The sequence below is a fragment of the Yoonia sp. D2-7 genome, assembly GCF_055809435.1.
In genome coordinates this window covers 50,345-64,588 of record NZ_JBVVTX010000006.1, presented here as the reverse complement: position 1 = coordinate 64,588, position 14,244 = coordinate 50,345, and the positions used below count along the sequence as shown (strand labels likewise).

The window sequence follows — 14,244 nt, the reverse complement described above, 5'->3', positions numbered from 1 at the left end:
ATCATCAATTTATGCCGACAGGTCGTCGATCAAGTCGCCATAAATTCTGGTAAAGTCAGTCGGCGTGCGTCACCGCACTACAAAAACCGACATCGGTGCGTGGGATGCAACATAACCAGCGTTCGACGCGATGATGTGCTCCTTTAGACCGGGAACGTGGCTGGCCATGACAATCAAATCGCAGCTGTTGTCTTTGGCCGCAGTGACGATGTCTTTGCCGACGTTCACATGCAGATCACCGCGCAAATGGACGTGGTCCACAATCTTGATGCCATATTTATCAGATTGTTCTTTGCTGAAAGTCGCCAGTGCGTCCGCCATGCGGTCACCATCGGTGCGTGTCGTCGCTGTCGGTGCAGCGTCCACAACCCCTACTAGGATTAGCGATCCATTTCCGTCTTGCGCCATCTTTGCGGCAAGGTCCAAAGCGGTGGTTAATGTTTGGACGTGGTCTAGGTCAACGGGAACTAGAATTCGTTTGTACATTGTTTTCCTCCTCCTGATATCAAGAGGTTAACAATTCCGGCAGGCCCTGACGTTGATCCGGATCAATGTCGAAACGGGGCGTTTAAATTATCCTGCCGCGCCGATTATTTCATCGACGATATCGATATACGCTTTCATCTCGGCCGACATACGTGGCGGCGGCGGTGGGGCTGCGGGTTCTGGGCGTGTAGCACTGCCTGATCCGCGCATCTTGCGGTCGGCCCATGCCTTCAGGTCAGCCACGGTGTAATCCTTCAAAAACGGGTTTGCCCGCACGACGCCAGCGCCCATGACTGCCAAAATCGTGTTTCCGTCGCCAGATGACAGCACACGGTTTGCGCCCCCCGGCCCGAGGAAGTGTGCGAGGTACAACCGCCCTGCCGAAATCGAATGCCCTTTCGACTGCAAGAACCGTTCATTTTCGCGTGCCAGATTCGTCACCATCTCACGCGATAGCGTCGGATCATTCCGCAGGTCAAGCAATGCCGCACGGCTCATCGTTTGCGACAGATCGGGCCGGTAATCGCGCATCATCCGCAGCCATGTGCTTTCGATAAATTGGCCAAGACCTGTCGCAGACGACAGCGGGTTTTTGGCTCGCGCATTGCCGCCACTTTCCACCCGAATGATCTGGTTCACCAGACCTTCGACAGCCGCCGATGCGCGACCCGATGTCTGCGCGGGGGCGGCTGCAACAGCCGTGCCACCGCCCGTATAAGCCGCGTAATTCAGCGTCAGCGGATCAACAGGTTCGCCGCGCACACGCATTTCGAAATGCAGGTGCGGCCCCGTCGATCGACCTGTCGTGCCGACATACCCGATCAACTGCCCGCCTTGGACCTGAACGCCATTGCGCATCCCATCGGCAAAGCGGTTCATATGCGCGTACCGACTTTGCAGCCCGCCGGGGTGGTCGATGTAGATAATGTTGCCGTAACTCGGGCTGACATTCGCGCGCGTAATCCGGCCCGGAAGCGCCGCGATAATCGGGGTGCCAGTGGGCGCCGCCCAATCGACGCCACCATGCAAACGGGGGGCGCGCAAAATGGGGTGGAACCGCGGACCGAACGCCGATGTCATCGTGCCTTGCACAGGTGTATGGAACCCGCCCGAACTGGCGCCACCGCCCTGCTGGCTCAGGCAGCTGTAGGCGTCTTCATCGTCAGCGGCGATATAACATGGCATGTCGCCGCTTGGCCCCTTGATCCCCGCAAACAGGATTTGACCGGGCCCCGATTGGGCAGCGTTGGGTGCGTATAATAGTGTCAGCGTATCGCCGGGCGCTGCAAAAGCGTCCAGATCGTGGGCCTGTGACAGCATCACGATCATCTCGCCCACCAGCGTCGTCGGGACACCGCGCCGGATCGCGGCACTATATACAGCGTCCAACAGTCGGAAATCTTGCGCAGGGGCAGCTGTGGACGTGGCAGGCGCAGACAGCGCAAACAGATCAACGTCGATCCAAGGATCGGCGGAGGTCACATAACCCACAGACCCACGTCGCGCCGCACTGCCGATGTAACCATCAGGTCCATACAATGACACCTGCAACGGCACGGGTCCGCTCGCTTCCGGTTTCACGCGGATCGCGATGATGGAACCGGCGGTCAACGTTTCACTATCGGGGATAACGGTGCTGATCTGTTCGGCCATTACCTTGGCCTGATCTGCTTCGAACCCGTTATCGGTCAGCATTTCATCCAGCTTACGATCCGTCACAAGCCGGACGACGATATCTTCGTACACCTTCTGACGAGATGCTTCTGGTTTCACAAATGCAATGCTGGTGGTGTTTTCAATCTTGGTCTCGACGTAGCTGACTTGGGTCGCCTCATCACCAATGGCAGCACCCCAGCTATCTTCGTCATCCGCCACAACAACGCTCAATTCATCATCGGGTTTGACTTCGTTTGCCTCTGGCACGGCGGCGACGGCATCATTGATCGCAGGGGCATCAAGCGACTGGTTACGCTGGGCCTGAAAGAAAGCAAAATCTTCGCGGCTGGACGGCAATGCAGTGATCAATTGCTTTTCCTGCACGACTAGCTGTTCGGACACCAACAACAACCGATCCGGTGTTGGGTTTCCCAAACGGGCGGCGTCCAAACTGGCCGGACCTGCCAAAGATTCGCCAACTTCACTGCCAGTCGCGCGGTCAAAGCGCAGGATCATCGGGTCACCCGCGATATCAACAAAAGGCGTGCGCGTGCGGATCAAGGATGTGGCTGGTGTGCTGTCGTCTTCGACCTGCACAAAGCCCAATTCTCCGTCATCTTCGGCGATCAGGTCTTCGCCACCACCCGCTGGGCGGTTCATAATCAGGCTGACGACCAGCGCCACAATCCCGACCACGGCTGCGACACCAAGAAACCCGCCGCCAAAGATCAGCAACTGGCGGTTCCGTCGCCCCGCCTTGCGCTTCTTGGCGCTTTGCTTTGCTTTTTGAAAGGCGGGATCGACGTCCATTGGGCCTAGCGGAATGCCCCGGTACTTGTGGATTGTTGGATTGTCCGACGTGCAGGTGCTGCAGGTGCCGGTGCGGGCGCTGCAGGTGCGGCCTGACGGCGCGGTGCTGCTTGGGTTGTTGTCCTGCGTGGGGCCGCTTGTGTCGTTGTCCGGCGCGTTGGTTGCGCCACGACACGCGGTGCCGGATCGGGGCAACGCACATCATCGCTGGCAATAATCGCACGGAAAATACGGGCGTCAGGGTCTTGGCTTGGCGTCGACCCACCAACCTGTTCGTAATAACCAGTCACAGACCGACGCGATCCCGGCCCCCAAATACCGTCAATCGTGGACTTATAGCAGTTCATTCGTGCCAATTCAGTCTGAATAGCCCGTGCCATTTCAGCATCCGGCGGATCAAATGCACCCGTTTCAACAAGGCTGGCGAACAAGTCAGGGTCAGCCTCGCGCATCGCATTGCGCGCCTCTAGGTCTTCATACCCAAGGCCATCACCCGAAACAGGTGAATCGACGATTGCAGGCGCGACAATTTCAGGGTCGCTGACGATTTCACCGTCTTCGGTCAGGAAACCAACCAGAATGGACGGCGCAGGCAACCCGTCTTCGCCCGGTGTCGCGCGGAAAATCGCAGGCGCTGGCGCAGGTGTAGCACCCGCCAAGACGGTCACGCCGCCTGTTGTCGCTTGCGATGATGTGCCGCTTGATGCCGTCGATCCACCGCCGCTGGCACGGGGCACAATCGGAGAGATCACAGTCGCAGCTGAAACCGGACGCACAGGGGCTATCAAAACAATCGTGTCGTTCCCGCTGGCGATCGGGGCCAAATTCAACGGCGCGATGTCTGACGCACCTGCGACATCCACAACTGTGCCCGCTGATTTCCATACGGCAATCATCTGTTCCTGCGCCGCAGGCGACAGGGTTTCCAAGAAAGCGTAATCTTCGGCAGTCAGGCGAACATCACTGGTGACCGGACGAAACACGAACGGATCGCTCAGCGTCGAAGACGACCAGATAACATCGTCAACCGCTGGATCGTCCGACACAGGGATCAATTGATCCGCTTCTAATCCGGGCACTGATATCCGGTCGAGCAACATATCCGTCAACGTCTGATTGCCGCCAATTTCGCAGCCTTCGCCGGGCTCGACCGAGGACGCGAAAAACAGGTTCTCGGCTTCATTGGCCGTGCGGGCCAATGCTTCTGCTAAAGGCGTGACTTCGTTCGGGTCGTCGCCTTCACCTTCAAGAAAATCATCGTCGTCCTCGCCTTCGGCTTCCGCCAATTCAATATCGTGGCACATATCCACAAAGACGAATCGCGGGCCGTCTGACGGGGCGGTCACCAACGGATCAAGCGCCACACCATCGCCGCCCGCGACAGGCGCAAAGAAGCTTGCGTCGCCTGCGGACGCGGTCCGGCCAGCGTAATAGACCAACGCAGGACTTGTAGCAGATTGAATAGCAGCGAGCGCAGTTTGCATGTCATCCGCGCTTGGGTTTTCCAGCCGATTGACGACGAAACCCAAGCCCAGAAGGGCTTCGGACACATCAAGGGCAGCACCGCGCAGGTTCGGCAAAGCCGCGTCGCCGGGATATGCACTGTTCGCAATCACAAGGGCCGTGCGGTCTTGGGCTGCGGCGGGCGCTGTTAAACAGGCGGCCAAGGCCATCCCAGAAATCACACTTTTTGATTGTAACTTAAACACGGGCGCACTCCACATCGTTGCGCCTATATTACTGGGGTGCGGTCAGAAATAAAGTCCAGCGTTCGGTTTGTTGGGTGTCTACCTCAATAAAATTGGCGGACAAATAGCCGCGCAGCAAACATTCCTCATCACCTCGAATCGTAAAACTGGCCGTTCCGATGCATAATGGGGTACTTCCTGACAGGATTTCATTGCCAAATACATCTTGCGCAAAAATGTAGATATATCGTGCCGTCAATTGATCGCGGATCGTGTTGGCGCATTGATTCGGGCCAACGGTCCACCACCCACGGGTGACAAAGTCATTTTCCTCGAATTGACCGATTGCGACGTTCACAACATCAAACGATTGATTACAAACAGCAAAAGTCGCACTCGCCATGGATGGCATCACCAGCGCGACCACACCAATTGCGAATTTCGCAACACTTTTTTGCAACCATGAATGAAAGTTATGCAGAAGCTGGACCATGTGGTATTCTTACCAAAAGACCTCAGAAGGGCGAGCGCATAACGCACGTCGTGACGGCCTGCTTTGTTTTTGCCACATTCCCGTGGGACAAAGCGGTTGAGGAAAAAGCAGTATTTGAGGAAGATGTAATAATGAAAAAGACAGCAAAGACTCTCTTTCGTACGTTTGCATGTGTCGCTTGCGTCGCATCGGCCCCATTTGCGGCGTCCGCCCAAGACACTGGTTCAACACAACCACTTTTGATCGACGTCTTCCAAGACGGCACGCTGTACATCACCTATGATGAATACCTCGAACGCCAGCGTCGCGTTCTGGCCGCCCGCAATGCGGGTCAAACAGCTGCACCATTGGCAATTCCAACGCGTCGCCCGGCTGTCACGGCACAAGTCGCGCGCAACTCAAGCGTGATGCAGTTGCAGGATCAGTGGCAAATTGGGGCGTTCCGTTAACATCTAATGTTGACACAACGCCCTGAATTGGGCCCAACTTAGCGCATAGTCAAAGCTGGGTGATCATCTAGCTGCTTTCTAATGCTCTGAGGTCCCCATGAAATTCCGTGCCGTCTCTTCGTTCTTCACCGCTGCCGCTGTGGCCTTTTCCATGGTAGCAGCGCCAGTCGCTGCCCAAGATGACCCGGAATTTGTTCTCGAACTCAATAACGCCGCAGAAACATCCGCTGGTGGGTGCCGCCTGACTTACGTGGCCACCAATCGCACTGGCGTCGATCTGTCCCAAGCCGCATACGAAGTTGCCGTCTTTAATGGCAGCGGGATCGTGTCACGTATTCTTGTGCTGGCCTTTGGTGAACTGCCAAACGGCAAAACCCGCATCGTACAATTCGACATTTCCGATCAGCCCTGTGCCGATACATCCCGCATTGTGGTGAATGATGTGGCAGAATGCACCTTGACCGAAGATGGGGCGACCGGGGACTTCTGTCTGTCTACCTTATCGACAGCTTCTCGTGCATCATTGCAGTTTGGGCTTTGATCCCACAACCATAAGCATTTAAAGGGGTGGCGTGACGCAACTGCGTCCCCCTGTTTTCGCCGACAGTCAAATGTCGGCCTATTTTGATTGATAAAGGTTTCGCTATGAATGCCCCTGACCTCTCTGGTTTGAACACACCGACGATCATTGTGTTTGCTGTTCTTGGCCTCATGTCGATCATTTCGATCTCTGTGACGTTCTACAAAACATTCCAATTCGGGCGCATGGGCGTCGGCAAAGCAGGCAAGGCCGAACAGATTTTGCAAGATTGGTTGGGTGGCCGCGCTGATGAGGCATTCAAAGCAGCCAGCGAACGTAAATCCGTGCTGTCACGCGTGTTGCAGTCTGTCTTTTCGGGCCTGCAGGCCCGCCCGAATTCACCAGAGTTTGCCGAAGAACTGGGTCGCCAAGCAGCCCTTGTTGAATTGTCATCCATGACTAGCCGGATGCGTGTCCTTGAAACTGTTGTGCAGGCCGCTCCGATGTTGGGTCTGCTCGGGACTGTGATCGGGATGATCGACGCCTTTGCAACGCTCGCGACGGCGGACGGCACCGTGGACCCTGCCCTGCTTGCGGGAGGTATCTGGACCGCGTTGACCACCACTGCGGCTGGTCTTGCCATCGCGCTTGTCACTTACTTTGTCGCCACATGGCTCGAAGGTCGGATCGAAGGCGAACGTCAGTCCATCGAAACATTGATTTCGGCCGCCATTCACGGCCGCGTCGACGCAGAGGCGACAGGTTAAGCAGGCGGTAAGGCGTAAACCATGGCCCTATCCAAACCCATAGCGTTACCAAGATCGCCCGCAAAATATCGTTTTGTGCTGACGCCGTTGGCGGACGCGATGTTCCAACTGCTGATCTTCTTCATGCTGTCCAGCAACCTCGCGCCCTATTCACTGCTGACAATCCGCAGCGGTGCAACAGGCAGCCCTGAAGGCGGCGAAACCGGCGCCGAAGAACCAGCACCAGCGCCCGCCGCACCTATTGGGGACGTGGCCATCTGGAACGTTGATGCCGGTAATGTCGTTGTCGGCGGCCAGCAATTCGGGTTTGACTTGCTGGCTGATCTGGCCGCATCCCTGAATGCAGACGGCGATGCATCGATCATTCTTGTCGTCCGCGATGAAGCGAACGTGCAGGATTTGTCTAGCGTGCTCGAAGCATTGGCCGCAGGCGGCATTTCCAACATTCAGATCGCAGGGGGGCCTTCCTGATGCGTCCTCTGCCGCAGGCCAAGAAACCGATCGCACTTGATGTGTCGCTGGCCATCGTAAACATCGTTTTGCTGCTGATCTTCTTCTTTCTGGCGACGGGCCAATTGCTGAACCCGCCTGCCGCAGACGTTGATCTTGCCGAAACATCTGAACTGCCGCTTGATCAACTGCCGTCGCCCGTACTGGTCGTCGTGGCCGACGGATCATGGGAATTGGACGGCGCACCAGTGGCACCCGATCTGCTAGAAGTCGCGCTAGAACCGCTCGAACGTCCTTTAACGCTGCATATCCTCATGAACAAGGACGCACCCGCGACCAGCCTAATCTCTGTCATGAACCGCCCTGAACTGGCCGAAGCCGAATTGCGGCTCGTGACCCTGCGTACAGCGGGGGCCGAAGAATGAGCTTAGGACAAAAAGATAAGGCAATCCATTGGGCCGAAGCGCTTGGCCTATCTGCAGCCGTGCACGTCGGCGCCGCATACCTGTTGTTCAACTTCACCGTCGATCTCGACCGTTTGATGCCAGACGACGTTGACGAACGCCCTGATCTGCTGATCACGTCGCTTGTGCTCGATAACAACGCCATTGTCAGCGCGACCAACCAAGCTGCGGGCGTGGAAGAAGTCGAAGAAATCGATGCTGCGAACGAATTGAACGACGGGGCCTTTGTGGATCCCGAAACGCTCGATCCGGTCACAGAGACTGACGAAATCATCGACGCCGTTGTTCCGGAAGACCCCATCGAGGAAATCGAACCGGAACCGGAAGCCCCCGAAGAGGTTGTCGAAGAACCTGAAGCCGTGGCTGAAGTTGTCGAACCCGAAGCGGTCGAAGAGGTGCTTGAACCGGAAACCGTCGGCGAACCTGACGCGCCCGAAGAAGTCGCAGCTGTCGAAGAAGAACCCGAAACCGTTGATGGCACCGATCTCGTCGATACGCCGGAACCGGAAACCGCCCCCGAAGAAATCGAACCCATTGAACAGGCGTCGCTGGAACCGGAACCAATCAGTCCACTGCAACCTGAAGAACCCGAAACACTGGCACCATCCGGCACATCGCCGCTTGGAACTGGCACGGAAACGCTGACCGCAACCGCGCCTGCCGCGGCAGCACTTGTGCCAGAACGGATAGCACCGCGCGCCACGGGTATCGGCACAATCAGCACGGCCGCAGCTGCTGCAGCCGCCGCACCGCGTCCTGTCCGCAGCCTGCCGACCGTTGCCCCCCCTGCCCCCGGCACCCCCGAAGCCGTGGTCAGCCAATTGGTGAACCGGATCCGCACAAACGTCAGCGACACCTGTCTGATCGCCATCCCGCAGATGGCCGATAATGGTGCGCCTGAATTGCTGATCATGACCGCGACAGAAGCGGACGTCGCCCCATACGCCAGCGCAATTCTTGATGGGATCGAACCACGTCCCGGTCAACGGTCGGTGCTGATGGATCCGCGCCAATGTGCGGTGCTTGATTACCTGCGTCAAAACCGCAGCTACCCTGCGTTCCGTATGTCGTTCGGGCTTGAGGTCGATCAGATCACAAGCGGCGAACAACTGACAGGTGCTGTTGGCGGCACGGCTGGCCGCTATGTGTCCCTGATCCTGATCGACGATAACGGCGTGGTTCAAGACCTTGGTCAGTACCTGTCGTTTATCGGTGATCAGGCACGCTTTGACGTGCCATTGCGCCGCGCAGGATCGACACGTGACACCAAGCAGCTTTTGGTGGCCATCGGCACAAACAGCCGCCCACGTGCAATCGACGAACAAAACGGTCAGCTTGCCGAAGATTATTTCGAAGCACTCACCGCAGAGGTCGGCACGAATGTGCCAATCGTCATGCTGCCCTTCGATGTAAGGTAACATCGGGCCATTGGCCCGGTGCATTTCGCACCACAATCCGAAAAATACCGATTCTCCAATTATGGCGAAATAGTGGCGCGCGCTTCGCACACCCTAAAATTGCGCTCTCTTTTGGATAGTTTGCTATGCAACCTCATAGATCGGCTAGGCCGACGTTACCCAAACCATCCTCTCGGTCAGCGGAAAAAGTGACAAAATTTAGCTAAAACTATGTTCATCGCAACGACGGACTGCCTGGGGGCATCCTGAATAAGGATAGAACATATGACCGACGGTCGACCAAAAGAACCAGGACGAGGCTGCCACCTCACACCTGTAAAAACGCTAAGAATATCAGCGACTACGCCAAGAACAGGCACTGCTTTCAATGATATCGAAGGCAACTTCCTAGATCGCCTGTCGTCTCATGTGGATGACCTGCTGGCAGAAAAACAGCAGTCCCAACGTACCCCGCGACGTCGTCGACATTGGTGCACGCACCTTTTGAAACGACTGACAGCAGACAACACGAACCGTCCCATTCAACGGCTTCCGTCGTCACCGATCGAAACAGGGCACACGCCCACACAATCAACCTAAACGTTAAAACTGAAATAAACCCAAGGAAATACCTATGCTTAAAATCACTTTCGCCGCAGTCACTTTGATCTCTCTCACCGCTTGCATGGACATCGATGGGTCCGCACAAAAGAACAAATTCGAAGGCAGCACATCCGGTTGTGCAAACCGTTCCGCCATTTCGCAGCAGTATATGCAAAGCGTGAATGGTCTGGCCGTGCGCTGTGGCCCGCAGTCTGTTCTACCAGTGACTTACCGCTAACAAAACGACCCCAAGGCCCGCCAAACAGCGGGTCTTGGTTCTTTACGGTTTCAGATCAAAATAGCCAAGCGTCATGCCCGCTTCGCCATCACGGCCCAAAATCTCAGCCTCAAGCAGTGGCATCACCGACGCGGCACTTGCCCCGTCCACAGTCGTCGCCGCCGCAATCAACGGCGCGTCAGCGGCCAAAGCCACCAGCACCTGTGGCTGCGCATCACTGCCAGCGGGCGCGTTCAACGCAAAGCTAAACGTCGCACTGCCATCTGCTTGTTCAGTCAAACGATCCGTCAGGTTATAAACACCGCCTTGCGTCGTCACCAAAGCCAACCACACAGGCCGCCCGCGTCGGTCAGACAATCGACCAACGATTGACCCGCCACTTTCCATGACATTGCTATCCAACGTCAGGATCGGTGCAGACCCGGGAATACCCGCTAGAATTTGCGCCAGATCGGCTACCGGACACTGGGTCGGGTCCAGCGTAAATGACTGCGTCGCAGGAGCCGCATCAAACAGCGCCTCGTATTCGGTCATCATCCCATCAAAAACAGCCGCATCGTCGCTATAGGTCGCGATTGTACCGGCTTGCGGCCCTGCCGACAGACGTTCTGCGAAACCACAGCCGTCCTCATGGTAGCTCGCCAGAAACGCACCACGTGTCATTGGGCCATCAGGCGTTTGCGCGGCCTCGTCTGGCAATGGATCACCGGCAACTTCTTCTGGTGGGAAAATCAGTTCTGGGTTTTGCGAAACGTAATAGCCACCCGCACCCAACATCCCTAACAGGATCAACCAACGTACAATGCCGCCGGCACCGCCCGATTTCTTCTCAGCCGTCCGTGCACCCGCCATCGTTTGTCCAGGCTGTGACAGGTTCAAGCCTGTGGTCGCACCGGTATTTGCGCCAAACGGGCTTTGCGATGTATCGCCGATGCCTGTGACGGGCACGATGCTGCGGGCACCACCTGGCGGGCTTTGCAGTCCAGTCGATGACACAAAACTTTGCGGTTGTGCCGACACTTCATTGCCCGGTGGAATGATCCCTTCGGCGCGCCCGTATTTCTCTGGGATTTGCTCGGGGTGGTCCAAAAGCCGCGTGATGTCCGACATGGTCGCAGGACGATCAGCAGGATTTGGTTCCAGCATATGCGCCAACAGCGGGCGCAGCGCCATGTCGATGTCAGTCAGATCGGGGATACCGCGACGGGCATCCACGGCCTCGACCACGGAACTCCCCATATCAATGGGTTCGCCACGCAGGGCGGCGGCCATCAGCAAACCAAGCCCGTAAATATCGGTACGCGGACCAATTTCACCACCAAAGTGGCCAAGTTGTTCAGGCGAAATATATTTGAATTTACCAGCCAACTGACCGTGCAACGTGCTTTCGGCCATTTCACTGGATTTCGCGATACCGAAGTCGATCAGTACAGCTTCGTCAATGTCGCCATCGCGCAGCATCACGTTGTCAGGCGATAGATCGCGGTGCACAACATCCATCGCATGCGCGCGCGCCAGACCATCTGCCAAGCGGTGCAGCAAACGATAGCCTTCTTCGCGCGTGATCGGGGCAACATCCTTGACGTGATCGGACAGTGCGATCCCGTCAATGAATTCCATGATCAGACAGAAACGGTCCAGTTCGGCATCACGCACAAAGTTATAGTAACGTACGATGGATTTATCGGACAAACCGCAAAGCACCTTGGCTTCACGTTTGAACAGGTTCGCGATTTTTTCGTCATGAGCGAGCGATTGCAGAACGATTTTGATCGCCACGGCGTCACCCGTGAACGTGTTTTCACCGCGGAACACTTCGCCCATACCACCCGCACTGATCAGCTGGGTAATCGCGTAGTTATTGTTAATGACCGTGCCAATTGGCACAGCGCCACCATCCGCGACAGGCGGTGGCGGTGCTGGCATCGGTGCAGGCGTCGGCACAGCTGGAGGCGCCGTCACAACAGGCGGCGCTGTTGGTTCAACAGGTTGCGGCGGTGCCGTTACGACAACAGGCTCAGGCTCAGGCTCAGGCTCAGGCTCAGGCTCAGGCTCAGGCTCAGGCTCAGGCTCAGGCTCAGGCTCAGGCTCAGGCTCAGGCTCAGGAATATTTTCTGGTTCAACGGCCTGCGCAACCGGATCAACAGGCAATTCTTCAGGCGGAGTTGTCACAACAGGTTCGGCAGGCTCAACTTCCAAGACCTCGGGTGCCGCGACGGGCGGCGACGTTGGGTTAACTGCAAACGGATCGACATCAGGGGCAGCAAAGGGATCTTCGATCGGGCTTTCAACAGGATCCTCAAGCGGCGCTTCGTCAGGAATTTCTTCGGGCGCTTCGCTTGGTAATTCCGCTGGCGCAGGGTCGTCGACCGGAACATCCGCTGGATCTTCTACAGGCGGGGCGTCCGGCGTTTCGTCTGGTGTATCGACAGGGGCCTCAACAGGTTCATCTTGCGGAACTTCCGCAGGTGCGTCTTCAGGCACTTCAGCCGGAGGATCGATGCGCGTCGGTGGTTGCGTACCCTCTGCCGTCACAGCGTCATCCGTCGCGGGCGGGATCGTGCCTGCATCTTCGACAGCATCGGCGGTCGGCGGAACAGTCGCACCAAACCCTGCTAACGGGCTACCCGCAATAATCGTGCGATCATTGTCCACAGGCGGCTGCTTTTTGGGCGGCATAATCGGCGGCAGCGACGCAATCTTTGTTTTATCGTCGTCGTCGTCACTCATGTCCAAATATCCACATCAGACGGGGCGACGGTGACGACAACGGCTGTGGTGTTGTCTTTCGCACCACGTTCAAGCGTTTGGGCAATCAACATGTCACAGGCTTCCTGCGGGGTGGTCGCGGCATGCAGAAGCGCCTGCAGATCAGCGTCGGAATTGTGTTCGGTCAACCCGTCAGAACACAGCAGAAACACATCACCGGCCCGCACATTGCCAGTCACCATATCGCAGTTGGGATCTTCCGACACACCAATCGCGCGGGTGATCACGTTTTTACGCGGCCATGTCTCTGCTTCTTCGGGCGTGATCATACCCGCTTCAAGCAATTCGCGAACCTCTGTGTGGTCATTGGTTAGCTGTTCCAGCAGGCCGTCACGCATCCGGTAAATCCGGCTATCACCGGACCAGATGCAGGAAAACTCAGCTTCAAAGATCAACAGACCAACAAGGGTCGCACCGACTGTACCGCCTCCAAGGCTTTCGGCATGGGCCCGAATTTGATGATGCGCGCGCCCAAGCCGTTCCATGAACCGCGCCTGTAGATCAGTGGTCGAAATCGAAAATCCGACAGACGCCATTTCACCGGTAATCGTCTGACTGGCATAATCACCCGCGTCATGGCCACCCATGCCGTCGGCGACCACCCAAATGCCTTGATCAGGGCGGACAACAAAGCTGTCTTCGTTATGATCCCGCACGCAACCCGTATCGGTGGCGCCGCCAGTCTCAATCTTAAAATAGTCGTTTGGCATCGCGTCGTTCCTAATGGGTTGGCTGCGGTACGTCCGCAGTCTCTTGTTCTATGGCGCCTTCGTCAGGCTCTGTTTCGGGGGCCGGTGCGCGGACAGCGTCCGTCATCAGCCAGTTTATCACATCAGCCGATTGCAATTGATCGGCAGCATGGATCGCAACACCGCCGGGGCCGTGGACCCACATGTAGGATCGGCACACAGCGGCGCGCGCATGGTCTGCAATCGCAATATCTTCGGCCAGTCCTGTCAGGTCACCATCAGGCCGCACAGCCCAGAAATCAGGCGTGCTGTCATCGCGCAAGGCAACCATCGGTGCGGTCAGGTTCAGTAGGTGGGCTGCAAATTCGTCGGCACCATCGCCAGTGCGGCGCACAAAACTATCAAGCGCTTCACCCAACGCGTCGTACAATTCAGGTCCGCTATCCAAAACAGGGGGCAACTGACCACAATGGGTCACACCAGCCACCATCGGGAAACGCCGACCGACTTTATCCTGCGCGGGGCGGATCAATCCGCAAATACCACCGGGGACAATAGCAGCACCCAACCAGAACCGAATTTCGGGCGCGTGATCAAACCGCTGTTGCCACGTCCCTTCATCAATGCCGCGCAACGCGGGCAACATCCGGTTGAGCCACGCTTCCAGAATTGCTTGCGTTTCAGATGGCAAACCGCCTGTCACAAAATCACCAAATGACGGGTGTTTGCCATATAGACCAATCGACGGTGTCACGACGCTTCCCT

At 57.0% G+C, this 14,244-nt stretch carries 14 protein-coding genes; 7 read left to right on the top strand and 7 right to left on the bottom strand.

Annotated features, from left to right (window positions below):
- Nucleotides 1-69 precede the first annotated feature (69 nt).
- From AC0L7R_RS19595 to AC0L7R_RS19580, 4 genes are all read right to left on the bottom strand, one after another.
- The gene (locus AC0L7R_RS19595) at nucleotides 70-486 is read right to left on the bottom strand and encodes a universal stress protein (protein WP_348394249.1); all 417 of its coding nucleotides are present in this window, start codon (nucleotides 484-486) and stop codon (nucleotides 70-72) included.
- Between the two features lie 87 nt (nucleotides 487-573).
- Nucleotides 574-2,952 carry a peptidoglycan DD-metalloendopeptidase family protein gene (locus tag AC0L7R_RS19590; protein WP_473661080.1) on the bottom strand — a complete coding sequence of 793 codons (2,379 nt, stop codon included), beginning with the start codon at nucleotides 2,950-2,952 and terminating at the stop codon, nucleotides 574-576.
- 5 nt (nucleotides 2,953-2,957) lie between these two features.
- Entirely contained in the window at nucleotides 2,958-4,661 is a 1,704-nt protein-coding gene (locus AC0L7R_RS19585; RefSeq protein WP_473661078.1) for a caspase family protein, read from the bottom strand.
- A gap of 28 nt (nucleotides 4,662-4,689) precedes the next feature.
- Complete coding sequence (locus AC0L7R_RS19580; RefSeq protein ID WP_247129717.1) at nucleotides 4,690-5,133, bottom strand: DUF1036 domain-containing protein; 444 nt, start codon at nucleotides 5,131-5,133, stop codon at nucleotides 4,690-4,692.
- Between the two features lie 131 nt (nucleotides 5,134-5,264).
- On the opposite strand from AC0L7R_RS19580, the gene AC0L7R_RS19575 reads away from it, so the two are divergent.
- The 7 genes from AC0L7R_RS19575 to AC0L7R_RS19545 all read left to right on the top strand — a co-directional run bounded on the left by AC0L7R_RS19575 (nucleotide 5,265) and on the right by AC0L7R_RS19545 (nucleotide 10,021).
- Nucleotides 5,265-5,582, top strand: a complete 318-nt coding sequence (locus AC0L7R_RS19575; RefSeq protein WP_473661076.1) for a hypothetical protein — start codon at nucleotides 5,265-5,267, stop codon at nucleotides 5,580-5,582.
- A gap of 97 nt (nucleotides 5,583-5,679) precedes the next feature.
- Nucleotides 5,680-6,123: a hypothetical protein gene (locus AC0L7R_RS19570; RefSeq protein ID WP_473661074.1), complete on the top strand. Its 444-nt coding sequence runs from the start codon at nucleotides 5,680-5,682 to the stop codon at nucleotides 6,121-6,123.
- 104 nt (nucleotides 6,124-6,227) lie between these two features.
- Nucleotides 6,228-6,869, top strand: coding sequence for a MotA/TolQ/ExbB proton channel family protein (locus tag AC0L7R_RS19565; RefSeq protein WP_348394214.1), 642 nt, complete (start codon nucleotides 6,228-6,230; stop codon nucleotides 6,867-6,869).
- Nucleotides 6,870-6,890: 21 nt separating this feature from the next.
- Nucleotides 6,891-7,340 (top strand): ExbD/TolR family protein, encoded by a 450-nt coding sequence (locus tag AC0L7R_RS19560; protein WP_348394215.1) that lies wholly within the window; start codon nucleotides 6,891-6,893, stop codon nucleotides 7,338-7,340.
- Nucleotides 7,340-7,744, top strand: a complete 405-nt coding sequence (locus tag AC0L7R_RS19555; RefSeq protein ID WP_247129722.1) for an ExbD/TolR family protein — start codon at nucleotides 7,340-7,342, stop codon at nucleotides 7,742-7,744. Before AC0L7R_RS19560 ends, AC0L7R_RS19555 begins: the two co-directional genes overlap by 1 nt.
- A complete protein-coding gene (locus tag AC0L7R_RS19550; RefSeq protein ID WP_473661071.1) occupies nucleotides 7,741-9,201 on the top strand; it encodes a hypothetical protein in 1,461 nt (486 codons plus the stop codon). Before AC0L7R_RS19555 ends, AC0L7R_RS19550 begins: the two co-directional genes overlap by 4 nt.
- Nucleotides 9,202-9,814: 613 nt before the next feature.
- Nucleotides 9,815-10,021: a hypothetical protein gene (locus AC0L7R_RS19545; protein ID WP_247129724.1), complete on the top strand. Its 207-nt coding sequence runs from the start codon at nucleotides 9,815-9,817 to the stop codon at nucleotides 10,019-10,021.
- A 42-nt stretch (nucleotides 10,022-10,063) separates the two neighbouring features.
- On the opposite strand, the gene AC0L7R_RS19540 is transcribed toward AC0L7R_RS19545, so the two are convergent.
- From AC0L7R_RS19540 to tagF, 3 genes are read right to left on the bottom strand one after another with little or no spacing between them, the layout of a single operon-like run.
- A complete protein-coding gene (locus AC0L7R_RS19540) occupies nucleotides 10,064-12,751 on the bottom strand; it encodes a protein kinase domain-containing protein (protein ID WP_473661069.1) in 2,688 nt (895 codons plus the stop codon).
- A complete protein-coding gene (locus AC0L7R_RS19535; protein WP_247129726.1) occupies nucleotides 12,748-13,500 on the bottom strand; it encodes a PP2C family protein-serine/threonine phosphatase in 753 nt (250 codons plus the stop codon). Before AC0L7R_RS19535 ends, AC0L7R_RS19540 begins: the two co-directional genes overlap by 4 nt.
- A 10-nt stretch (nucleotides 13,501-13,510) precedes the next feature.
- Nucleotides 13,511-14,233, bottom strand: a complete 723-nt coding sequence (gene tagF / locus AC0L7R_RS19530; RefSeq protein WP_348394409.1) for a type VI secretion system-associated protein TagF — start codon at nucleotides 14,231-14,233, stop codon at nucleotides 13,511-13,513.
- Nucleotides 14,234-14,244: the final 11 nt, after the last annotated feature.